We start from the raw sequence: 22,401 nt of genomic DNA, 5'->3' as shown, positions 1-22,401 counted from the left end.
GCCTACGCTAGCCCAGTGGTCGGCGCCCTGCTCCCCGATGGCCTGCACGAGGTCGTCCTGCCGTGGGTCGACCCCGAGCGGGCGTTCCTCGCCCTCTACCGCGAGGCGGACGCCGCCTTCTGGCTCGACTCCGGCCCCGACGCGGTGGCGGGTCGCTCCTACCTCGGGTCCTGCCGCCCCTCCGACGCGATCGTCGTCGAGGCCGGCCACGACGTGTCCGCGGCACTCGCCCGGGTGGAGGCGGAGTCCACCGGTCGCGACCGCGCGCTCGGGCGCTACGGCCACCTCTCCTACGAGGCGGGTGCGCCCTTCGTGTCCCTGCCCGCCGTCGGAGCGACCGAGGGCGATCCGCCCGCGCTGGTCCTGCTCCGCGGCGACCCCGTGCTCGAGTTCGACCACGCCGCCCGCACGCTGCGCGTCGTGGCGACGGCGGAGCGGCGAAGGGAGGCGGACCCCCTGGTCGCGGCCCTGGCGGCGCTCGCCGACGAGCCGCCGGGGGATCCCGCTCCCGCCGAGCCCGTGGCCTCCGTGCGGCGCCGGCACGACCGGGCCGCCTACTCCGCTCTCATCGCGCGCTGCCAGGCCGCGATCCACGCGGGCGACGCCTACCAGCTCTGCCTCACGAACGAGGTCGTCGTGGAGGGCCGGTTCGACCCGGTCGAGTGCTACCGGCGCCTGCGCCGCTCGAGCCCCAGCCACCACGGCGGGCTGATCCGCTTCGGGGGCCGGGCGCTCGTGAGCGCGTCGCCCGAGCGCTTCCTGACGCGTGACGCCGGCGGGCGCGCGGCCACGCATCCGATCAAGGGCACCCGGCCCCGCGGCCGCGACACCGCGGAGGACGAGGCCCTGCGCGCCGAGCTGTTGGCGAGCGTCAAGGAGCGCGCCGAGAACGTCATGATCGTCGATCTCGTCCGCAACGACCTCGCGCGCATCGCCGAGCCGGGCTCCGTCCGCGTCGACCGGCTGCTGGAGGTCGAGACCTACCCGCACGTGCACCAGCTCGTCAGCGAGGTGTCGGCGCTGCCCGCGGAGGGGATCGGCGTCGCCGCTCTGATCGCCGCGACGTTCCCGGCCGGCTCGATGACGGGGGCGCCGAAACGGCGGGCCGTGGAACTCCTCCGCGAGTGGGAGGGCGGACCGCGCGGTGTCTACTCCGGAGCCTTCGGCCGCCTCGGCTCTGACGGCTCGATCGACCTGGCCATGACCATCCGGAGCCTCGTGATCGAGCCCGAGCGAGCGCGCCTCGGCACCGGCGGCGGCATCACCGCACTCTCGGTGCCCGAGGAGGAGGTCGAGGAGACGCTGCTCAAGGCGCGCGCCCTGCTGGCAGTGCTCGGAGTGCCCCGCGAGGTCGCGGAGGATTCGTCGCCCGGTCGCTGAGGGCCAGTAGGGTTGTTCGTCGGACGCCGCCCCCGACGGGCGCTGCGCGTCCGATCCCACCCTGATGAAGTAGGACACACCTGTGGCAGACGAGACCTCCCAGCAGACCGGCGCGAACGACGAGGACCGCTACGACTTCCGCGCACTGCAAGAGAAGTGGCTCCCGATCTGGGAGGAGACCCGTCCGTTCTCGACGGACCTCCCCGACGACAAGCGCCCCCGCAAGTACGTGCTCGACATGTTCCCGTACCCCTCGGGCGACCTGCACATGGGCCACGCCGAGGCGTACGCGCTCGGCGACGTCATCGCGCGCTACTGGCGCCAGCAGGGCTTCAACGTGCTCCACCCGATCGGCTGGGACAGCTTCGGCCTGCCCGCCGAGAACGCCGCGATCAAGCGCGGCCTGAACCCCCGCACCTGGACCTACGACAACATCGAGCAGCAGAAGCGCTCGATGAAGCGCTACGCCGCGTCCTTCGACTGGGACCGCGTCATCCACACGTCCGACCCGGACTACTACAAGTGGAACCAGTGGCTGTTCCTGAAGATGTACGAGAAGGGCCTGGCCTACCGCAAGGACAGCTGGGTCAACTGGGACCCGGTGGACCAGACCGTCCTCGCGAACGAGCAGGTCCTCGCCGACGGCACGTCCGAGCGCTCGGGCGCCGTCGTGGTGAAGAAGAAGCTCACCCAGTGGTACTTCAAGATCACCGACTACGCCGACCGCCTGCTCGACGACCTCAACCAGCTCGAGGGCTCGTGGCCGTCGAAGGTCATCGCGATGCAGCGCAACTGGATCGGCCGCTCGATCGGCGCCGACGTCGAGTTCGAGATCGAGGGCCGCGACGAGCGCGTCACCGTGTTCACGACGCGTCCCGACACCCTCTACGGCGCGACGTTCATGGTCGTCGCCCCCGACTCCGATCTCGCGACCGAGCTGGTCGAGGGCTCCGAGCCGGAGCTGCGCGACGCGTTCCGCTCGTACCTCGAGAAGGTGCAGAAGTCGAGCGAGATCGAGCGCCTCACGGCCGACCGTCCGAAGACCGGCGTGTTCCTCGGCCGCTACGCGATCAACCCGGTGAACGGCGAGCGCCTGCCGATCTGGGCCGCCGACTACGTGCTCTCCGACTACGGCCACGGCGCGGTCATGGCCGTGCCCGCGCACGACCAGCGCGACCTCGACTTCGCCCGCGCCTTCGACCTGCCGGTCCGAGTCGTGGTCGACACCTCCGCGCCCGTCACCGGTGCGATCCCCGTGATCCCCGAGGACCCGGAGGAGCTCGCCGCTCTCGAGGCGCGCTACTCGGCCGACCCCGCGATCACCGGCGAGGCGCTGACCGGCGACGGCCGCCTGATGAACTCCGGCCCGCTCGACGGCCTCTCCAAGCGCACCGCGATCGAGCGCGTGATCAAGCTGCTCGAGGAGCGCGGCCGCGGCCGCTCGGCGAAGAACTACCGCCTCCGCGACTGGCTGATCTCGCGCCAGCGCTACTGGGGCACGCCCATCCCGATCATCCACGGCGAGAACGGCGAGCTGATCCCCGTTCCCGAGGACCAGCTGCCGGTGGTCCTGCCGCCGACCGAGGGACTCGACCTGCAGCCCAAGGGCTCGTCGCCGCTGGGCGCGGCGGAGGACTGGGTGAACGTGCCCAACCCGGTCGACGGCAGCCCCGCGCGCCGCGACCCGGACACGATGGACACGTTCGTCGACTCCTCCTGGTACTTCCTCCGCTTCCTGTCTCCGAACGACGACACGCAGGCGTTCGATCCGAAGCTCGCCGAGAAATGGGCGCCCGTCGACCAGTACGTCGGAGGCGTGACCCACGCGATCCTGCACCTGCTGTACGCGCGGTTCATCACCAAGGTGCTCTTCGACCTCGGCTACGTGTCCTTCACCGAGCCGTTCACGGCGCTGCTCAACCAGGGCATGGTGCAGATGGACGGCGCCGCGATGTCGAAGTCCAAGGGCAACATCGTGCGCCTGTCGGAGCAGCTCGACGAGTACGGCGTCGACGCCGTGCGCCTGACCATGGCGTTCGCCGGCCCGCCCGAGGACGACATCGACTGGGCCGACGTCTCGCCGTCGGGCAGCGCGAAGTTCCTCGCGCGCGCCTGGCGCCTCGCGAAGGACGTCACCTCGAAGCCCGACATCGAGTGGAAGAACGGAGACGCGGCGCTCCGCCGCCACACGCACCGCTTCCTCTCCGAGTCGCCGTCGCTGATCGAGGCGTTCAAGTTCAACGTCGTCGTCGCGCGACTGATGGAGCTCGTCAACGCGACCCGCAAGACGATCGACTCGGGTGCCGGAGGCGGCGACGCCGCGGTGCGCGAGGCCGCCGAGGTCATCGCGATGGCGCTCAACCTCTTCGCGCCCTACACGGCCGAGGACATGTGGAGCCGCCTGGGCTACCAGGGCCCCGTCGCGCACGTCGTCTGGCGCAAGGCCGACCCGACGCTGCTCGTCGAGGAGAAGGTCACCGCGATCCTCCAGGTCGACGGCAAGGTCCGCGACCGCCTCGAGGTGTCGCCCAAGATCTCGTCCGACGAGCTCGAGGAGAAGGCGCGGGCCACGGCCGGCGTCGCGCGTGCTCTCGTCGGCCGCGAGGTCGTCAAGGCGATCGTGCGGGCTCCGCGCCTGGTGAACCTGGTGACGAAGGCCGTGTAGCCCGTCCTCTCGAAGGGGCTCCTCCACAGCGGAGGAGCCCCTTCGTCGTCCACGGATCGTCGCGGTGCCGCCGCTCCGGGCCGCGTCGCGCTCCTACCGTTCTCGGATGCGGACGAGCGACGAGACGGACGACCTCGCCCTCCTGCTGCGCCCGCGGCGTCCCCGGGCGCGCTGGCGGATGGGGATGGGCGCCGCCGTCGTGCTCGTCCTCGCGGCGGCCGTGATCGCCGTGCTCCTGGCCGGGGCTCAGGCGAGCGGCAGGAGCCGCGTGCTGCCGGTGGCGTCGTCCGCCGGTACCGCGCCGCCCTCCGCGGCGGCCACGACCGGTCCGCCGACGCTCTACGTGCACGTCGCGGGGGAGGTCGTCGCTCCGGGGCTCTACCTGATGAAGGAGGGAGCACGCGTCGCGGACGCGCTCGCGGCGGCCGGAGGGCTGACCGAGGCGGCGGAGAGCGACGCGGTGAACCTCGCGCGACGGATCGTCGACGGGGAGCAGCTGATCGTGCCCGAGGTCGGTGCGGCCCCCGCGCCGGGAGCGGTTCCCGGTGCCGTCGCCGGCTCGGGCCCGATCAGCCTCAGCACGGCGACGGCCGCCCAGCTCGAGGAGCTGCCCGAGGTGGGTCCGGCGACCGCGGCGAAGATCATCGCCTACCGCGAGGCGAACGGTCCCTTCGCGTCCGTCGATCAGCTGCTCGAAGTCCCCGGGATCGGCGAGAAGACGCTCGAGGGCTTCCGCGACCAGGTGGCGCCGTGAGGGCGGCGGATCTGCGGCTGCTCCCGGTGGCGGTGCTGACCTGGACGGCGGCCGCGCTCTGCGGGCTGCTGCCCGTCTCGGTCGTGTCGGCCGCCGGTCCGGGGATGCTGCTCGCGGCCTGGGCCGCCGTCGCCCTCCTCCTCGCGCTCCTCGTCCTCCTCCCGGGTCGGCGGACGCTCCTCGCCGTCGTCGCGGTCCCGGCGGCGGGAGCGGCCCTCGCGATCACCGCGGTCGTCCTCTCGGCACCGGGGGCGCATCCGGAGCCGCTCGTCGAGGCGGCCGAACGGCGCACCCGGATCGCGCTCGAGATCCGGGTCGAGACCGCGGCGCGCCCGCTCGCGACGGGCGGCGTCTGGTTCGACGCCGTCGCGCTCTCGATCGACGCCGAGGAGATCGCCGCGCCCGTGAGGGTCTTCCTGGCGGAGCCGGGAGGGCGCGTCCCGGTCGGCTCCGAGCTCCTGCTGGAGGCACGGGCCGACGGCGGACCCCGGGACCCCGTGGGGGAGCGCACGCTCGTCACGGCGTCCGGGATCCTCGACCGGAGCGCGCCGACGGGGATCGCCGCCGTCGCGGAAGTGCTGCGCTCGAGCTTCCTCGAGCGCACGGCCGTCCTCGGCGGTGACGTGGCGGGTCTGCTGCCCGGTCTCGCGACGGGTGACACGACCGCGCTCACCGCCGACCTCGAGGAGGACATGCGAACGGCCTCCCTCACCCACCTGACCGCGGTCTCCGGCGCGAACTGCGCGGTCGTGGTCGTCGCCGGCTGGCTGCTGGCGTCGCTGCTCGGCGTGAACCGGCTCCTCCGCACCCTCAGCGCCCTGCTCGCCCTCGCCGCCTTCGTCGTCCTCGTCACCCCCGAGCCGAGCGTCGTCCGCGCGGCGACGATGGCGACCGTCGTGCTGCTGGCCCGTCTGGGGAGGCGGTCGGGAGCCGCGGTGCCGGCGCTGCTGGCGAGCGTCGTCCTGCTCGTGATCGCCGATCCGGCCATCGCGGGGAAGCTCGGCTTCGTGCTGTCGGTGCTGGCCACGGCCGGTCTGCTGCTGCTCGCGGAGCCGATCGCGCGCCGACTCGGCGAGGTGCTGCCCCGGCCCCTCGCACTCGTGCTCGCAGTGCCGACGGCCGCCCAGCTCGCCTGCCAGCCCGTCGTGCTGCTGGTGGACCCCACCGTCCCCGTCTACGGCGTCCTGGCGAACCTGCTCGCCGAACCGGCGGCTCCTCTCGCGACGGGGCTCGGACTGATCGGGTGCCTGCTCGCGCCGTGGTGGCCGTGGGGGGCCGATGCGGCCATCCGCTTCGCCGCGGTTCCGACCTGGTGGATCGCGTCGATCGCCCGCGCGGTGTCGAGCTGGCCGATGCCCCGGCTCGCCTGGTGGCCCGGGCTCGCCGGGGTGCTCGCCCTCACCGTGCTGACCGTCCTCGCGCTGCTCCTGCTGACGCGGACGCGTCGCCTCGCGGTGCTGCGCCGCGCGGTCGCGGCCGCGCTCGCCGCCCTGCTCGCGGGCACGGCGGCGGCCGGAGTGGCCACGCCGCTGCTGCGCTCCGGGTCCGTTCCCCAGGACTGGCGGGTCGCGATGTGCGATGTGGGCCAGGGCGACGCGATCCTCCTCCGGGGCGACGGGGGAGTGCTGCTGGTCGACACAGGGCCGCTCCCGGAGCGTCTCGACGCCTGCCTGTCCCTCCTCGGAGTCGACCGGATCGCCCTGCTCGTGCTGACGCACTACGACCTCGACCACGTCGGCGGGCTCGAGGCCGCGGCCCACCGGGTCGACTCCGCGATCGTCGGTCCCTCCGCCGAGATCGGCGACGAGCGCGACCGGAGCGTCCTCCGCGACGCGGGGGCGGAGGTGCGCGAGACGGAGCGGGGCGAGGAGGGCGCCCTGGGGTCGCTCCGCTGGCGGGTCCTGTGGCCCGAGCGGGGCAGCTCGCTGCGGGGGAACGCGGCCAGCGTGACCCTGCGCGTCGACATCGGCCCCGATTCGGTCGGCGGGCCCCTGTCGATCGCCCTGCTGGGCGACCTGGGTGCGGAGGAGCAGGGGCGCCTCGCGCGGCTTCCGATCGGACCGGTCGACGTGGTCAAGGTCGCGCACCACGGCTCGGCGGATCAGGCGCCCGCCCTCTATGACGCACTCGACGCCGGTGCCGGTCTCGTCTCCGTCGGCGCCGACAACGACTACGGGCATCCGGCGCCCTCGCTGCTGACCCTCCTCGCCGAACGCGGGGTCGAGGCGCTGAGGTCGGACGTCGAGGGTACGGTCGTCCTGGCTTCGCGCAGCGACGGGATCGCGGTGTGGGCGAGCGGTCCGACGGCCGTCCCCGCCGCCTCGGGCGGGCACGGGCAGACCGTAGGGTGGAGGGCGCTCGATCGGGCGGGCGACGGAAGGACGACGGCATGGCAGGCAGAGCCCCCGCGCGCGCGAAGGCGGCGCCCTCGAAGGCGGCGATCCCGCAGCTCGCCTGGAACGAGACGAGGCCCGCCCCCGTCGTCCTGATCACCGGACCCGAGCAGTTCCTCGCCGATCGCGCGCTGCGCTTCCTCCGCGACTTCCTCCGCGCCGAGGATCCGAGCCTCGAGGTCAGCGACATCGACGCCGGAGGCTACGCTCCCGGTGAGCTCCTGACGCTCGCGAGCCCCTCCCTGTTCGACGAGCCGCGTCTGCTGCGCGTCTCGAACGTCGAGAAGTGCACCGACGCCTTCCTGATCGAGGCGGTGGAGTACCTGTCGTCGCCCGCAGACGGAGCGACCGTGGTGCTGCGGCACGGCGGCGGCAACCGCGGCAAGAAGCTGCTCGACGCGATCCGCTCGGGCGCGGGCGGCGGCATCGAGATCGTCTGCGCCGAGCTCAAGCGCGAGAGCGACAAGGTCGACTTCGCCGTCGCCGAGTTCCGCTCCGCCGGTCGAACAGCGACGACCGGCGCGGTCCGCGCCCTCGTGTCGGCCTTCTCGGACGACCTCGACGAGCTCGCGTCCGCGTGCCAGCAGCTGATCTCGGACGCCTCGGGCGAGATCACCGAGGCGACCGTCGCCCAGTACTACGGCGGCCGTGTCGAGACGACCGCGTTCACCGTCGCCGATGCGGCGATCGCGGGGCGGCACGGAGAAGCGCTGCTGGGCCTGCGCCACGCGCTGGCGTCCGGAGCGGACCCCGTGCCGATCGTCGCCGCCTTCGCGAGCAAGCTCCGCACCATGGCGAAGGTGGCCGGCTCCCGCGAGGGCTCCGGCCAGATCGCCTCGCGTCTCGGCCTCGCCCCCTGGCAGGTCGACCGCGCCCGCCGCGACCTGCAGGGCTGGACCGGCGACGGACTGGGCACCGCCATCGAGACCGTCGCCGACGCCGACGCGAACGTCAAGGGCGGCGGCCGCGACCCCGTCTACGCCCTCGAGCGCATGGTCTCCGTCATCTCCGCCCGCGGCCTGCACAACTGACGAGGGGTCTCGGTACGCCCTGCGGGGCTACTCGACCACCGGGTCCGGAGGCGGAGGCCCGGCGAGGCGCTGCTCCGTCCCCCTCTTCTGCTGATCGAGTGGTCCGCGCAGCGGACGTATCGAGATCCCCGTCCTCCCGGACTCGTCGGGTCTCGATACGCGCCTCCGGCGCTACTCGACCAGCCGAAGGGCGGCCGCGTCGTCCATCGAACTCACCCCCCTCGACTTCCGAATCACCCCACGCCCCCGCAGGCGTACCCGACCCGCGCAGCGGGAGCCCCCCTCGACTTCCGAATCACCCCACGCCCCCGCAGGCGTACCCGACCCGCGCAGCGGGAGCCCTCCTCAACCAGCCTGCGTCCCCGCAGCGTCACCCTCGATCCGCGTGCGAGCGGATCGAGGTACGCGGAACGCAGACCGCTCCTCCCACCGCGACCGCCTGCGAGAGCCGACCGCGCGACGAGCGACGAGGAACGAGGAGCTCGTCGACCGCGAAGCGGAAACGACGAAGGGCCCGGCCATCGGCCGGACCCTTCGTCGTTGCAGCGAAGCGCAGCGTTACAGCGCCGCGACCTGCTTCGCGATGGCCGACTTGCGGTTCGCGGCCTGGTTCTTGTGGATGACGCCCTTGCTGGCGGCCTTGTCGAGCTTCTTGGCGGCGAACGCGAGGGCGGTCGCGGCCTGGGCGGCGTCGCCGGAGGCGATGGCGGTGTGCACCGAGCGGACGGCGGTCTTGAGCTGGCTCTTGACGGCCTTGTTGCGCTCGTTCGCCTTCTTGTTGGTGAGGTTGCGCTTGATCTGCGACTTGATGTTTGCCACGTGGATTACCTTTTCTCGAATGTGCGTGTGTGCAGCCGGCTACTCGTCGGAGTGCCCCTTCCGGGCGGCGCGGGCCGTCCCGGTGCGACTGGAGGTCGCCGGCTTCTGATCACTCCACACACGTGCCGGTGGTGGAGCGCAAGCCAACAAGGAACTTTAGCGCACCCGTCCTCCCGCTTCAACCGCGCCCCGCCGGGCGGAAGCGGGCAGGGGCGCGCTCGGGCGATACGGTGATCAGCGATGCCACGTCTCGCCGATCACATCCCCGCGGTGCCGCCGTCCGGCATCCGCCGCCTCTTCGAGATCGCCCTCCGTCTCGAGGGCGTCACCTTCCTCTGCGTCGGCGAGCCCGACGTGCCGACCGCTCCGCACATCATCGAGGCCGCGCGCGCCGCGTGGGCGGCCGACGACACGGATTACGGCCCCAACGGAGGCATCCCCGAGCTGCGGCGCGCGATCGTCGACAAGCTCGCCCGCGACAACGGGATCACGGCCGACGTCGAGCAGGTCTGGCTCACCGTCGGCGGCACGCAGGCGCTCTACCAGGCGATGACGCTGACGCTGCGCGCGGGCGACGAGGTCCTCGTCCCGGATCCGGGCTACACCACGTTCACCATGAATGCGCGGATGATCGAGGCCGTCCCGGTGCCGTACACGCTCCGTCCCGAGAACGGCTTCCTCCCCGACCTCGACGAGCTCGAGCGCATCGTCACCGATCGCACTCGCGTGATCATCGTGAACAGCCCGTCGAACCCGCTCGGAGTCGTGCTCCCGCGCCCGCTGCTCGAGCGCCTCCTCGACTTCGCCCGGCGGCACGACCTGTGGATCATCAGCGACGAGGTCTACGAGTACTTCACCTACGGACGCCCGCACACGAGCCTCGCGAGCATCGCGCAGGAGCTGGGCCACGACGACGACCGCGTCTTCAGCGTCTTCTCGTTCTCGAAGTCGTACGCGATGACCGGCGTGCGCGTCGGCTACCTCGTCACCCCGCCCGGGATGACCGCGACGATGGTCACCGTGCAGGAGGCGGCGATCAGCTGCGTCGCCTCTCCCGATCAGCGCGCGGCACTCGCCGCCCTGACCGGTCCGCAGGAGGCGGTGGCGGAGGCCTCCGCGCACTACCTCGCGAACCTGCGGCTCGCCACGGCGATCCTCGACGAGCGCGGTATCCGCTTCCGCGAGCCCGAGGGCGCCTTCTACCTCTGGATCGACATGTCGCACGCGACCGGCGGAGACGTCGCCTCGTGGGTCGAGGCGTTCCTCCTCGAGACGCTCGTCGCCGTCGCTCCGGGCAGCGCCTTCGGTCGCACGGGCGAGGGCTGGATCCGGATCTGCCTCGCGGCGGATCCGGCCGACATCGAGCACGGCCTGCGCACGCTGCCTGCTCCGGTCCGCCCGTGAGCGCGGAGGGGATCCTCGTGCGCCGCGTGCGCGAGGACGAGCACGCGGAGGTCTCGCGACTCCGCCTCGCCGCGTACGCCCACGACTACGCGCTGGGGGAGGAGTACGCGGCCGACGTCGCGGACGTCGCCCGGCACGACCGCGAGGGCGAGGTCTGGGTCGCCGAGGACCCCGACGGCCGGATCCTCGCGACCGTCACCACGGCGGCCCCCGGAGCGAACCTCTACTCCCTCGGCCGCCCCGGCGAGCTCGACTGGCGGCTGCTCGCGGTCGCCCCGGAGGCGCGCGGGCGCGGCCTCGGGCGCCTGCTCACCGAGTTCGTGGTGATGCTCGCGAGCGAGCGCGGCCTCGAGCGCGTCGTCATGAACAGCGGGACCGACATGGTCGCCGCGCACGCCCTCTACGAGAGCATGGGCTTCGTCCGCCTGGCCGAGCGCGAGAACCCGCCGGGCGTCGAGCCGACGCGCACCTACGGCCTCGACCTGTAGACCATCGAGGGAGCCCGTCACGGCGCCCGCCCGCCGCCGCACCCCGGCCGTGGGACAATGGCCCCACGATGTCTCCACGTGCACACCTCGGGCTCGAGCCCGCCGCGACCGATCCGGCGTCCATCCGCAACTTCTGCATCATCGCCCACATCGATCACGGCAAGTCCACCCTCGCCGATCGCATGCTGGGCATCACGGGCGTGGTCGAGGACCGTGCCATGCGCGCGCAGTACCTCGATCGGATGGACATCGAGCGCGAGCGCGGCATCACCATCAAGTCGCAGGCCGTGCGCATGCCGTGGGAGCACGAGGGCCGGACCTTCGCCCTCAACATGATCGACACCCCCGGGCACGTCGACTTCTCCTACGAGGTGAGCCGCTCGCTGGCCGCCTGCGAGGGCGCGATCCTCCTGGTCGACGCTGCGCAGGGCATCGAGGCGCAGACCCTCGCGAACCTCTACCTCGCGCTCGAGAACGACCTCACGATCATCCCGGTCCTGAACAAGATCGACCTCCCCGCCGCCGACCCGGACAAGTACGCGAAGGAGCTCGCCAGCCTCATCGGCGGCGACCCCGACGACGTGCTGCGCGTGTCGGGCAAGACCGGCATGGGCGTCGAGGCCCTCCTCGACCGCGTCACGCAGCTCATCCCGCCGCCCGTCGGCGACGCCGACGCCCCCGCGCGCGCCATGATCTTCGACTCGGTCTACGACGCCTACCGCGGAGTCGTCACCTACGTCCGCATGATCGACGGCAAGCTCTCGCCGCGCGAGAAGATCCAGATGATGTCGACCCGGGCGACGCACGAGATCCTCGAGATCGGCGTCTCCAGCCCCGAGCCGGTCGCCACGAAGGGCCTCGCGGTCGGCGAGGTGGGCTACCTGATCACCGGAGTGAAGGACGTCCGCCAGTCGAAGGTCGGCGACACCGTCACGACCGCGGCCAAGCCCGCGACGCAGGCGCTGCCCGGTTACACCGAGCCGCTCCCCATGGTCTTCTCGGGCCTCTACCCGATCGACGGCAGCGACTACCCCGACCTCCGCGAGGCCCTCGACAAGCTCAAGCTCTCGGACGCGGCGCTCGTCTACGAGCCCGAGACCTCCGTCGCGCTGGGCTTCGGATTCCGCTGCGGTTTCCTGGGACTGCTGCACCTCGAGATCGTGACCGAGCGCCTCGACCGCGAGTTCGGCCTCGACCTCATCACCACGGCGCCCTCCGTCATCTACGAGGTGACCACGGAGGACAAGAAGACCGTCACCGTGACGAACCCGAGCGAGTTCCCCGGCGGCAAGATCGCCTCGGTCACCGAGCCGATCGTCAAGGCCGCGATCCTCGCGCCGAAGGACTACGTCGGCACGATCATGGAGCTGTGCCAGAGCCGGCGCGGCACCCTGATCGGCATGGAGTACCTCGGCGAGGACCGGGTCGAGATCCGGTACCACATGCCGCTCGGCGAGATCGTCTTCGACTTCTTCGACAACCTCAAGTCCAAGACCGCCGGCTACGCCTCGCTCGACTACGAGCCGGCCGGCGACCAGGAGGCCGACCTCGTCAAGGTCGACATCCTGCTCCAGGGCGAGCAGGTCGACGCGTTCAGCGCGATCGTGCACCGGGAGAAGGCCTACGCCTACGGGGTCCTCATGACCGGACGCCTGCGGAAGCTCATCCCGCGTCAGCAGTTCGAGGTCCCCATCCAGGCCGCGATCGGCGCCCGCATCATCGCGCGCGAGTCGATCAGCGCGATGCGCAAGGACGTCCTGGCCAAGTGCTACGGCGGTGACATCACCCGCAAGCGCAAGCTCCTCGAGAAGCAGAAGGAGGGCAAGAAGCGCATGAAGATGGTGGGCCGCGTCGAGGTGCCGCAGGAGGCGTTCATCGCCGCGCTCTCGGGCGACGTCGAGACCAAGGACAAGAAGTAGCGTTCTCCCTCCGCTTGTGTGACGTCCCCGGACGGGGGACGTTGCGGCCGCACCGGATACCCCGATAGCTTTCAGACGCCAGACGCGGCTGCAGGTCATCTGCACGGGGGGCTCGAGCGTCGATGGTCGGCCCTTCATCGATTAAACGGAGGGTGGGGACCGTGCAGCTCACGCGCGCGCAAGTCTCGAACAGGAACAGGGTGCGAGCGGCAGTAGCGCTCGCCGGAGTCGCGGCAGTGGCGGCGAGCACGCTCGCCGCAGCAGGACCGGCGGCCGCGATCAACCGGACGGTGCCGGTCTCGCCCGCGCCGTATCAGTGGTCGGATGCGCACCGGTACTCCATTGCGCAAGCGCAGGACGTGCCTGGGGACACAGAAACGCTGGAGATCGTCCTGCCGTCGACATCGAAGCCCGCGGCATTCACCGAGTGGTCCCACCCCGCCTACGAGACCATCGCATGGGAGATCCAGGACGGCGACGGCATCCTCCTCACGGGCGATGCCACACTGAACGAAAAGACGAACTCGGTCACCCTGGCCTTGGACGAGCCGCTCAGCTCCTTCAACGTGCCCGGGGCCAGGATTTCCCTCGGCGATGCAGTTCAACCCGCCGAGGACGCTGTCATCCCGAAGAACGCCACTCTCACCAACACCGGCTTCGTCCTCGATGTCGACACCTTCGTGAGAATCGTTGCCCCTGCCCCGGGAGTCGACAGCATCGTCGATCTGTCCACCTCCGTCGCCGAGTCGAAGCTGAACGCCGGCGTCTTCTGGGCTGGCGGAGAACGCCCGTCGACCGTTGCCGCGGGCGACGCCATCGTGCTCGAGTCCGGGGTCCCCGGATTCTTCGACCTCACCGGCATCCGCGCGAGAGTGGGCGCCGGCGCCAACGCGGAGATCCCAGCGACCATCACTCCGAACAGCGACGCCTCGGCGATCTCGGTGGTCCCCCCGCAGTCGTTCTACGACAGCTACGCGGGTCAGACGGGCACGCCCGACGCCGGGCCCTCCGTCGTGATCACTGGTGTCAGCAAGGGCGACGAGCAGCCGGCAGGCTCGGTCGTGCAAGTCAGGGCACCCCTCACCGTCGACGGCACGCCGGTCACCCCGCCGCCCGCCGGCGGCCCGACCGTCACCCGCCTCGCCGGCACCGACCGCCAGGGAACGGCCGTCGAGGTCTCCAAGTCGGTCTTCCGGACCCCCGGCGTCCCGGTCGTCTACATCGCCACCGGCTCGAACTTCCCCGACGCCCTCAGCGCCGGCCCGGCGGCGGCGAAGCAGGGCGGACCGCTCCTGCTCGTCGACACCGACTCGGTGAGCAAGGTCGTCACGGATGAGCTGACGCGCCTCGCGCCGAAGAACATCGTCGTGGTCGGCTCCGCGCTCAGCGTCAGCGACCGCCTCCTCGGCCAGCTCTCCGCCTACGCGCCGGCCGGCAAGACCGTGCGCATCGGCGGAGTGGACCGCTACGACACGTCCCGTCAGCTCATCTCGCGGGTCTTCTCGGGCGGTTCGTCGGACGCATGGCTCGCCACGGGTGAGAAGTTCCCCGACGCCCTGAGCGCCAGCGCGGCGGCCGGCTCGTCCGACGCCCCGGTGGTCCTCGTCAACGGCGGACTGCCGTCGGCCGACGTGACGACGCAGCGGATCGTCTCGGGCCTGCGCGTGACCGATCTGACCATCGCGGGCAGCGCGCTGTCGGTCAGCACCGGCATCGAGAACTCGCTCACCGTGGCGAAGAAGACCCGCATCGGCGGAACGGACCGCTACGACACGTCGGAGCAGCTCAACCGAGCGGCCTTCGGCAAGGCCAGGACGGCCTTCTTCGCGACCGGTGAGAAGTTCCCCGACGCCCTCGCGGGAGCGGCTGCGGCGGGCTACGCCAACGCGCCCCTGTTCGCCGTCCGGCCGGACTGCGTCCCGCAGGCCGTCCTGAACGACCTGAAGAACGCGGGAACGACGCGGGTCGTCCTGCTCGGCGGTGAGGGCACCCTGTCCGACGCCGTCGCGAAGCTCACGCCCTGCGCCTGAGTCGACTCCCCGGAGCCCGGGTCCTCCCTGCCGACGGCGGGAGGGCCCGGGCTCTTCCCGTGCACCGGGCCCACCCGTCACACTGTCGGATACGCTGGGTCGAATGGACGGACATGCCCGCGGGACGGGATCGGCGATGCTGACGGACTCGAGGACCTCACCTCTCGGCGAGGCCGCACCGGCGACGGGGGCCGCGAAGTGAGCGTCCGGCGCTCGAGCTTCGAGGGGCAGCCGCAGGTCACCTACGCGGCCGTCGGCGGCACCCTCGCCCCCGACCTCCTCGAGTACCCGCCGGACGGCTTCACAGCGGAGCGGTTCGAGGCGCGCCTGGGCTCGGGCGACGAGCGCTTCGCCATCACGACCGCGTCGCTCATGACGTGGGGCGTGCAGCGCGGCAGCGGCATCCGCGTCGAGGACATCACCAGCGGCAGCGGCGTGCAGTACACCGGCGTCAACTTCGATTCGGCCGGCACCCCCATCGACCTCACGAGCCGCCCCACGGAGGAGCGGTTCGGCCCGGACGGCACCCCCTACATCACCGCCGGCGTCACCGCCGTGCTCAAGATCGACCTCCTCGGCCGGACCTTCGACGCCCCCGTCCGCGTCGTCTACGTCGTCGACGAGCCCGATCAGGTCGGCTTCGCCTACGGCACGCTCGAGGGGCATCCCGAGAGCGGCGAGGAGTCCTTCGTGGTCGAGAAGCGGGCCGACGACTCCGTCTGGCTCGTCATCCGCGTCTTCTCGCGTCCCTCCACCCGCCTCTACCGGCTCGGCACGCCCGTGCTGCGCGCGGTGCAGAAGAGGCAGGTCAAGAAGTACCTGCGCGCCCTGCTCCCGGCGCGCGTCAGCTGACGTGGGCAGCGCCCTCCCTCTCGCCGATCCCGCTCCGCTCGACGGGCTCCTGCCCGCCTCCGTCGCCACGGGCGCGGAGCAGCGCGACCTCGGCCTGTACGTCCACGTCCCGTTCTGCCGGGTGCGCTGCGGCTACTGCGACTTCAACACCTACACCGCGACCGAGCTGCGCGGAGCGAAGCAGTCCGACTACGCCGAGCAGGCCGTCGCCGAGATGACCCTCGGCGCCGAGGTGCTCCGGCGTGCCGGGCTCCCCGAACGGCCGGCCGCCACGGTCTTCTTCGGCGGAGGGACGCCCACGCTCCTCCCGGCCGAGGACCTCGTCCGCATGCTCGACGGGTTGCGCACCCGCTTCGGCATCGCCGAGGGCGCCGAGATCACGACCGAGGCGAACCCCGACTCCGTCGACGCCGCCTACCTGCGCACGCTCGCCGACGCGGGATTCACGCGGGTCAGCTTCGGGATGCAGTCGGCCGTGCCGCACGTGCTCGCGACCCTCGAGCGCACGCACGACCCCGAGCGCGTCCCGCTGGTGGTCGAGTGGGCGCGCGAGGCGGGCCTGCAGGTGAGCCTCGACCTCATCTACGGCACGCCGGGGGAGTCGCTCGCCGACTGGGAGCGCTCGCTCGACTCCGCCCTGGCGAACCGCCCCGACCACCTCTCGGCGTATGCGCTGATCGTCGAGGACGGGACGAAGCTCGCGCGCCAGATCCGGCGGGGCGAGGTGGCGACCCCCGACGACGACCTGACGGCGGACATGTACGAGCTGGCGGATGCCCGACTCGCGAGTGCGGGCTACTCCTGGTACGAGGTGAGCAACTGGGCGATCGACGACGCGCACCGGTCGCGGCACAACCTGTCGTACTGGCTCGGGCACGACTGGTGGGGCGTCGGACCGGGCGCGCACAGCCACGTGGGCGGCGTGCGCTGGTGGAACGTGAAGCACCCGGCGGCCTACGCCGACCGGCTCCGCGCGGGATCCTCCCCGGCGGCCGGCCGGGAGACGCTCGACGGGGCGACGCGCGGAGTCGAGGACGTGCTGCTGCGCTCGCGCCTGTCGGACGGGCTGCCGATCGACTCCATCGATCCGGAGCGCCGCCGCGAGGTCGCGGGCCTCATCGCCGACCGGCTGATCGAGGGGCGCGCAGCACTGCAGGGCCGCGTGGTGCTGACGTTGCGCGGCCGTCTGCTGGCCGACGCGGTCGTGCGACGCCTGACCGACGGCTGAGCCGGCGCCTCGAGACCCGCCGTTCCCGGGGACGCGACCAGCGGGGGTGCGGTGATCTCGTGCTTGCTGGTCGAGTAGCCCGCGCAGCGGGCGTATCGAGACCGACCCCTGCAGAGGACGTGGGTCTCGATACGCCGCCCGCGGCGGCTACTCGACCAGCAAGGAGGAACGCCGCCCGCGGCGGCTGCTCGACCAGCGGGGGCGACGTCACTCCACCGGTCGAGCAGCCCGCGCAGCGGGCGTCTCGAGACCCGCGACTCCCGGACCTACTTGAAGAACGGGATGCTCAGCGGGTACGTGTAGTACTCGCCGGCGCTCGCGCGCACCGAGGCGATGATCGCGAAGACGATCACGAGGATCGGCACCACGAGGAACACGATGAAGCCGACCAGCACGAACGACAGGATCGTGCCCGCCACGTAGGCGATCAGCGTCGTGAGGTGGAAGTTCAGCGCGGTCTTCGCGTGGGCCTCCAGGAACGGCCCGCGGCCCTTGAAGACCAGGTACACGATCAGCGACGGGATGAAGCTGAAGAAGATGCCGAGGACGTGGGTGACGATCGCCCAGGTCTTCTCGTCGGCCGGGTTCAGCGGCGGCGCGGGAGTGCTGTACGCGGGGGGCGGGGGAGGGGGCGGCGTGGTCGACATGTGGGCTCCTGATTCCGACGTGATCGCGCCGGGCGACCCCCGTGCGCACGGCGTCCATCGTGGCACGTCGTGCGGCGCGCTGTCCCGCCACCGCGCGGATCGCGGTCGGACCCCTCCGCGGCCCTGCTCGCGGGTATGATTGGCACTCGGAGTTGCGGAGTGCCAAGCTCCGAGCGGCGCGACGGCGCCGCGGTGGTCCGTGCCGCGAGGCACGCGGAGCCCGGCGGGAGGTCGGTCGTATGGTGACGGAGCGCGGTCTCCAGGTCCTGCGCGTGATCGTGCAGGACTACGTGGCCCATCGCGAGCCCGTGGGCTCGAAGTCGATCGTCGAGCGGCACGCCTTCGGCGTCTCGGCTGCGACCATCCGGAACGAGATGGCGCAGCTCGAGGAGGAGGAGCTCATCGCGGCTCCGCACACCTCCTCCGGGCGCGTGCCGACCGACAAGGGCTACCGCCTCTTCGTCGATCGGCTCACCGATCTGCGCCCGCTCACCGCGGCGCAGCGGCAGGCCATCGAGACCTTCCTCGGGCAGAGCCCCGATCTCGACGAGGTGCTGGTGAAGACCGTGCGGCTGCTCTCGCAGCTCACGAACAGCGTCGCCCTCGTGCAGTACCCCTCGTTCGGAGCCGCGCGGATCCGCCACGTGGAGCTCGTCGCCCTCGCGCCGCGCCGCCTGCTCTCGGTGCTCATCACCGACACCGGCCGGGTGGATCAGCGCGTCCTCGAGACCCCCGCCGACATCGACGACGAGTTCCTCGGCGAGATCCGCGCCAAGCTGAACACTGCCGTCCTGGGCCTGGGGCTCCAGGCCGCCGCCGAGACGCTGCAGTCGGCCGCCGAGCGCTTCACGCCCGAGCGGCGCGACGTCCTGGCCCCGATCCTGCAGACCCTGCTCGAGCAGGTCGGCGCCAACCGCCAGGACCGCCTGGTGATGGCCGGCGCGGCCAACCTCGTCCGCACCGAGGAGGACTTCTCGGGCAGCATCTACCCGGTGCTCGAGGCGATCGAGGAGCAGGTGGAGCTGCTGCGCCTGTTCGCCGAGATGGTCCCGGATCCGCGCGGCATCTCGGTGCGCATCGGCCGCGAGAACGCGCCCTTCGGTCTCCAGGAGACGTCCGTCCTCACCAGCGGCTACAACACCGCCGGCGGCCAGGTCTCGCGCCTGGGGGTCCTCGGACCGATCAGGATGGACTACTCCGGCAACATCGCCGCGGTGCGCGCCGTCGCCCGCTACCTCTCCCGCCTCCTCGGCGAGGACTAGCCCGCTCTTCCCGACTCGCCGGTCGCCCCGGCTCCCATCAGGTCCGCCGTGCCCGGTGCACCGACCCACGAACGAAGGACGAAGCCACCTGTGGCCGATCACTACGAAGTGCTGGGCGTCGCCCGCGACGCCTCCGCCGACGAGATCAAGAAGGCGTACCGCCGACTCGCCCGCGAGCTCCACCCCGACGTCAACCCGAGCGCCGACGCCTCCGAGCGCTTCAAGCTCGTCACGCACGCCTACGACGTCCTGAGCGACGCGCAGCAGCGCCAGCAGTACGACCGCGGACCCCAGGAGGGCTTCCCCGGCGGCGCACAGGGCTTCGGCGGATTCGGCGACATCTTCGAGACGTTCTTCGGCCAGGGTGCGCAGGGCTCGTCCCGCGGGCCCCGCTCCCGTCGCGAGCGCGGCCAGGACGCTCTGCTGCGCGTCGAGGTGTCGCTCGACGAGGTCATCTTCGGCACGCACCGCGACCTCGAGGTCGACACGGCGGTGCTCTGCGAGACCTGCCAGGGCTCGTGCTGCCAGCCCGGCACCTCGCCGGTCACCTGCGACATCTGCCACGGCTCCGGCCAGATCCAGCGCACCGTCCGCTCGCTGCTGGGCAACGTGATGACGGCCAGCCCCTGCGGCACGTGCCGCGGCTACGGCACCGTCATCGCCACCCCGTGCTCGACCTGCCAGGGCCAGGGTCGCGTGCGCGCGCGCCGCACGATCCCCGTCGACGTCCCCGCGGGCGTCGACACGGGCCTCCGCCTGCAGATGCCGGGCAGCGGCGAGGTCGGCCCGGCGGGCGGCCCCAACGGCGATCTCTACCTCGAGATCAAGGTCAAGCACCACGACGTCTTCAGCCGCAACGGCGACGACCTGCTCGCCACCCTCGAGGTGCAGATGACCGACGCGATCCTCGGCTCCACGACGACGCTCGCGGCGCTCGACGGCGACATCGAGATCGAGATCAAGCCCGGGACGCAGAGCACCGAGATCGTCACGATCAAGGGGCGCGGAGTGACGAAGCTGCGCGGCAACGGCCGCGGCGACCTGCGCGTGGGCATCCAGGTCGTCACCCCGACCAAGCTCGGGCACCGCGAGCGCGAGCTCGTGCAGGAGTTCGCAAAGCACTACAAGCCGCAGAAGCCCGCGCTGACCCACTTCCAGCAGGGCCTCTTCTCGAAGCTCCGCGACCGCTTCCTCGGCTGATCGGAGCGCGGCCGTGGCCCACCACTACATCGACGAATCGCTCGACTCCGGCGACGTCGTCGTCGGCGGTCGCCTCGCGCTGACCGGCGCGGAGGCGCGTCACGCCGCCACGGTGAGCCGGATCCGCGCCGGTGAGACGATCCGCGTCGGAGACGGGCGCGGCCGCGTCGCGACGGCGGTCGTCGAGAGCTCGGAGCCGTCGAGGGTGGTGCTCGTCGTCGAGTCCGTGGAGGAGGCGGCCGCGCCGTCGCCGAGGCTCGTGCTCGTGCAGGCCCTCGCGAAGGGCGACCGGGACGAGCTGGCCGTGCAGGCCGCGACCGAGCTGGGGGTCGACGAAGTGGTGCCGTGGCAGGCCGCCCGCTCGATCTCGCGCTGGAGCGGCCCCAAGGAGGAGAAGGGCCGCGAGCGCTGGCGCAGCATCGTCCGCGAGGCGAGCAAGCAGTCGCTCCGTGCTCGGGTGCCCGAGGTCTCGCCGCTCGCGTCGACGCGCGCGCTCGCGGACCGCGCGGCGACCGACCGCGTCCTCGTGCTGGAGCCGTCGGCCGAGGTCCGCCTGTCGGCGATCGAGCCCGACGGTCGCGATCTCGTGCTCGTCGTGGGTCCCGAGGGCGGCGTCGCTCCGGAGGAGCTGCGGCTGCTCGCGGAGGCGGGCGCCGAGGCCGTCGCGCTCGGCGACACCGTGCTGCGCACCTCCACCGCCGGCCCCGCGGCCATCGCCGTGCTCTCGGCGAGGCTGGGCCGCTGGTAGCCGGAGCGCGCGCTGACGGCGAACGGGGCCCCGTTCGAGGCCGCCCGCCGTTTAAGATGAAGGCATGAGCGAACCCACCGTCTTCACGCGCATCGTCCGGGGCGAGATCCCCGCCGACGTGGTGTTCGAGAACGAGCGGGTTCTCGCCATCACCGACATCGCGCCGAAAGCGCCGGTCCACCTCCTGATCTTCCCCAAGACCCAGGAGTACGCGACGGTCGCCGAGCTCGGCGCCGCCGACCCGGCCCTCCTCGCTGAGATGGTGCAGGTCGCGCAGACCCTGGCCGACGCCCACTGCGGCGGGCAGTTCCGCCTCGTCTTCAACTCGGGCGAAGCGGCCGGCCAGACCGTGTTCCACGTCCACGCCCACGTCCTGGGCGGACACCTGACGGAAGGCTCCCTTGCCACCGGTTGACCACGCGGGCGACGAGCCCGTCTCTCCGACCACCGCCGAGTCGCTCGCGACCGGCTCGACGACACCCGGCCCGACGCGGCGCGTCGTCGCCGTCGACGGAGTCGCCATGGTGCGCCTCCTCGGACCTCAGGACCGCCTCATCCGAGCAGTCGAATCGCGATTCCCCGACGTCCAGGTGCACGTGCGCGGCAACGAGGTGACGCTCGAGGGTGAGCGCGCACCCGTCTCCGCGGCGACGCGACTGGTGGAAGAACTGGTGACCATGACAGCAGGCGGCCACGACCTCGACCCCGAGGGAGTCCGCGAGTCCGCTCGCATCCTCGAGAGCGGCGGGCCGGTCAGCCCGGCCGAGGCGTTCGGGCAGGCGATCCTGACCGCGCGCGGCAAGAGCATCCGCCCGAAGACTCTCGGGCAGCGCGAGTACGTCGACGCCGTCGATCAGAACACCATCGTGTTCGGCATCGGCCCCGCCGGAACGGGCAAGACCTACCTCGCGATGGCGAAGGCCGTCCAGGCCCTGCAGCGCAAGGAGGTCGAGCGGATCATCCTGACCCGCCCGGCGGTGGAGGCGGGGGAGCGGCTCGGCTACCTGCCCGGCTCGCTCACCGACAAGATCGACCCGTACCTGCGCCCGCTCTACGACGCCCTCAACGAGATGATGGACCCGGAGATCGTGCCCAAGCTCCTGGCCGCCGGCACGATCGAGGTCGCTCCGCTCGCCTACATGCGCGGTCGCACGCTCAACAACTCGTTCGTCGTGCTCGACGAGGCGCAGAACACCACGCCCGAGCAGATGAAGATGTTCCTCACCCGGCTGGGCTTCGGCTCGCGGATGGTCATCACCGGCGACATCACGCAGGTCGACCTGCCCACCGGCGCCAGCGGTCTGCGCCTCGTCACGCGCGTGCTCGACGGGATCGACGACATCCACTTCTCGAGGCTGACCAGCGAGGACGTGGTGCGCCACAGCCTCGTCGGCCGCATCGTGGACGCGTACACCGAGTACGACCAGCAGAAGCAGGCGCAGCACTACGAGCGCGAGCAGGCACGCGAGTTCGCGAATCGCGCGGAGCGGCGCGCGGGCTCGCCCCGCTCCGCCGGCGACGCGCAGCCCAAGCGCCCGCGCGGCTGACCCGCGCACCCGACCCACTCCGACGAAGAGGAAC

Annotated in this window: 18 protein-coding genes; 16 read left to right on the top strand and 2 right to left on the bottom strand. The window is 71.9% G+C overall.

The genetic code is table 11. The annotated features are described in order from the left end of the window. The first annotated feature begins 15 nt into the window (after positions 1-15). The 5 genes from ASF48_RS14155 to holA all read left to right on the top strand — a co-directional run bounded on the left by ASF48_RS14155 (position 16) and on the right by holA (position 8,223). A complete protein-coding gene (locus ASF48_RS14155; protein WP_235577257.1) occupies positions 16-1,380 on the top strand; it encodes an anthranilate synthase component I family protein in 1,365 nt (454 codons plus the stop codon). 82 nt (positions 1,381-1,462) lie between these two features. After that, positions 1,463-4,045: a leucine--tRNA ligase gene (gene leuS / locus ASF48_RS14150; RefSeq protein ID WP_055792932.1), complete on the top strand. Its 2,583-nt coding sequence runs from the start codon at positions 1,463-1,465 to the stop codon at positions 4,043-4,045. 106 nt (positions 4,046-4,151) lie between these two features. Then, positions 4,152-4,799, top strand: coding sequence for a ComEA family DNA-binding protein (locus ASF48_RS14145; RefSeq protein WP_055793217.1), 648 nt, complete (start codon positions 4,152-4,154; stop codon positions 4,797-4,799). Beyond that, on the top strand, positions 4,796-7,288 hold the full coding sequence (locus tag ASF48_RS14140) for a ComEC/Rec2 family competence protein (RefSeq protein ID WP_055792929.1): 2,493 nt from the start codon (positions 4,796-4,798) through the stop codon (positions 7,286-7,288). Before ASF48_RS14145 ends, ASF48_RS14140 begins: the two co-directional genes overlap by 4 nt. Continuing rightward, positions 7,189-8,223: a DNA polymerase III subunit delta gene (gene holA / locus ASF48_RS14135; protein WP_055792927.1), complete on the top strand. Its 1,035-nt coding sequence runs from the start codon at positions 7,189-7,191 to the stop codon at positions 8,221-8,223. The genes ASF48_RS14140 and holA overlap by 100 nt, the downstream gene beginning before the upstream one ends. Positions 8,224-8,781: 558 nt before the next feature. Here holA and rpsT read toward each other — a convergent pair. Beyond that, on the bottom strand, positions 8,782-9,042 hold the full coding sequence (gene rpsT / locus ASF48_RS14130; protein ID WP_055792923.1) for a 30S ribosomal protein S20: 261 nt from the start codon (positions 9,040-9,042) through the stop codon (positions 8,782-8,784). A 240-nt stretch (positions 9,043-9,282) separates the two neighbouring features. Between rpsT and ASF48_RS14125 the strand changes: the two genes are divergently transcribed. The 6 genes from ASF48_RS14125 (at position 9,283) to hemW (ending at position 16,963) form a co-directional block, all read left to right on the top strand. Further along, entirely contained in the window at positions 9,283-10,446 is a 1,164-nt protein-coding gene (locus ASF48_RS14125; protein ID WP_055792920.1) for a pyridoxal phosphate-dependent aminotransferase, read from the top strand. Beyond that, on the top strand, positions 10,443-10,934 hold the full coding sequence (locus ASF48_RS14120; RefSeq protein WP_055792917.1) for a GNAT family N-acetyltransferase: 492 nt from the start codon (positions 10,443-10,445) through the stop codon (positions 10,932-10,934). The genes ASF48_RS14125 and ASF48_RS14120 overlap by 4 nt, the downstream gene beginning before the upstream one ends. Positions 10,935-11,002: 68 nt before the next feature. Beyond that, entirely contained in the window at positions 11,003-12,853 is a 1,851-nt protein-coding gene (gene lepA / locus ASF48_RS14115; RefSeq protein WP_055792916.1) for a translation elongation factor 4, read from the top strand. Positions 12,854-13,053: 200 nt separating this feature from the next. Beyond that, positions 13,054-14,883 carry a cell wall-binding repeat-containing protein gene (locus ASF48_RS14110; RefSeq protein ID WP_157603171.1) on the top strand — a complete coding sequence of 610 codons (1,830 nt, stop codon included), beginning with the start codon at positions 13,054-13,056 and terminating at the stop codon, positions 14,881-14,883. Between the two features lie 198 nt (positions 14,884-15,081). Next, on the top strand, positions 15,082-15,735 hold the full coding sequence (locus ASF48_RS14105) for a DUF1990 family protein (RefSeq protein WP_055792909.1): 654 nt from the start codon (positions 15,082-15,084) through the stop codon (positions 15,733-15,735). A 1-nt stretch (position 15,736) separates the two neighbouring features. Further along, positions 15,737-16,963: a radical SAM family heme chaperone HemW gene (gene hemW, locus ASF48_RS14100; RefSeq protein ID WP_055792906.1), complete on the top strand. Its 1,227-nt coding sequence runs from the start codon at positions 15,737-15,739 to the stop codon at positions 16,961-16,963. 266 nt (positions 16,964-17,229) lie between these two features. Here hemW and ASF48_RS14095 read toward each other — a convergent pair whose 3' ends face one another. After that, the gene (locus ASF48_RS14095; RefSeq protein WP_055792903.1) at positions 17,230-17,610 is read right to left on the bottom strand and encodes a DUF4870 domain-containing protein; all 381 of its coding nucleotides are present in this window, start codon (positions 17,608-17,610) and stop codon (positions 17,230-17,232) included. A 239-nt stretch (positions 17,611-17,849) separates the two neighbouring features. Between ASF48_RS14095 and hrcA the strand changes: the two genes are divergently transcribed. The 5 genes from hrcA (at position 17,850) to ASF48_RS14070 (ending at position 22,367) form a co-directional block, all read left to right on the top strand. Then, positions 17,850-18,872 carry a heat-inducible transcriptional repressor HrcA gene (hrcA, locus tag ASF48_RS14090; protein WP_055792900.1) on the top strand — a complete coding sequence of 341 codons (1,023 nt, stop codon included), beginning with the start codon at positions 17,850-17,852 and terminating at the stop codon, positions 18,870-18,872. Between the two features lie 90 nt (positions 18,873-18,962). Beyond that, positions 18,963-20,072: a molecular chaperone DnaJ gene (gene dnaJ, locus ASF48_RS14085; RefSeq protein WP_055792897.1), complete on the top strand. Its 1,110-nt coding sequence runs from the start codon at positions 18,963-18,965 to the stop codon at positions 20,070-20,072. A gap of 13 nt (positions 20,073-20,085) precedes the next feature. Next, positions 20,086-20,820, top strand: coding sequence for a 16S rRNA (uracil(1498)-N(3))-methyltransferase (locus tag ASF48_RS14080; RefSeq protein ID WP_055792894.1), 735 nt, complete (start codon positions 20,086-20,088; stop codon positions 20,818-20,820). Positions 20,821-20,884: 64 nt separating this feature from the next. Next, positions 20,885-21,235, top strand: coding sequence for a histidine triad nucleotide-binding protein (locus tag ASF48_RS14075; protein WP_055792890.1), 351 nt, complete (start codon positions 20,885-20,887; stop codon positions 21,233-21,235). 106 nt (positions 21,236-21,341) lie between these two features. Then, entirely contained in the window at positions 21,342-22,367 is a 1,026-nt protein-coding gene (locus ASF48_RS14070; RefSeq protein ID WP_082481536.1) for a PhoH family protein, read from the top strand. Positions 22,368-22,401 lie beyond the last annotated feature (34 nt).

The organism is Rathayibacter sp. Leaf299 (assembly GCF_001423055.1).
GTDB lineage: Bacteria > Actinomycetota > Actinomycetes > Actinomycetales > Microbacteriaceae > Rathayibacter > Rathayibacter caricis.
This window is presented reverse-complemented; position numbering and strand designations above follow the sequence as displayed.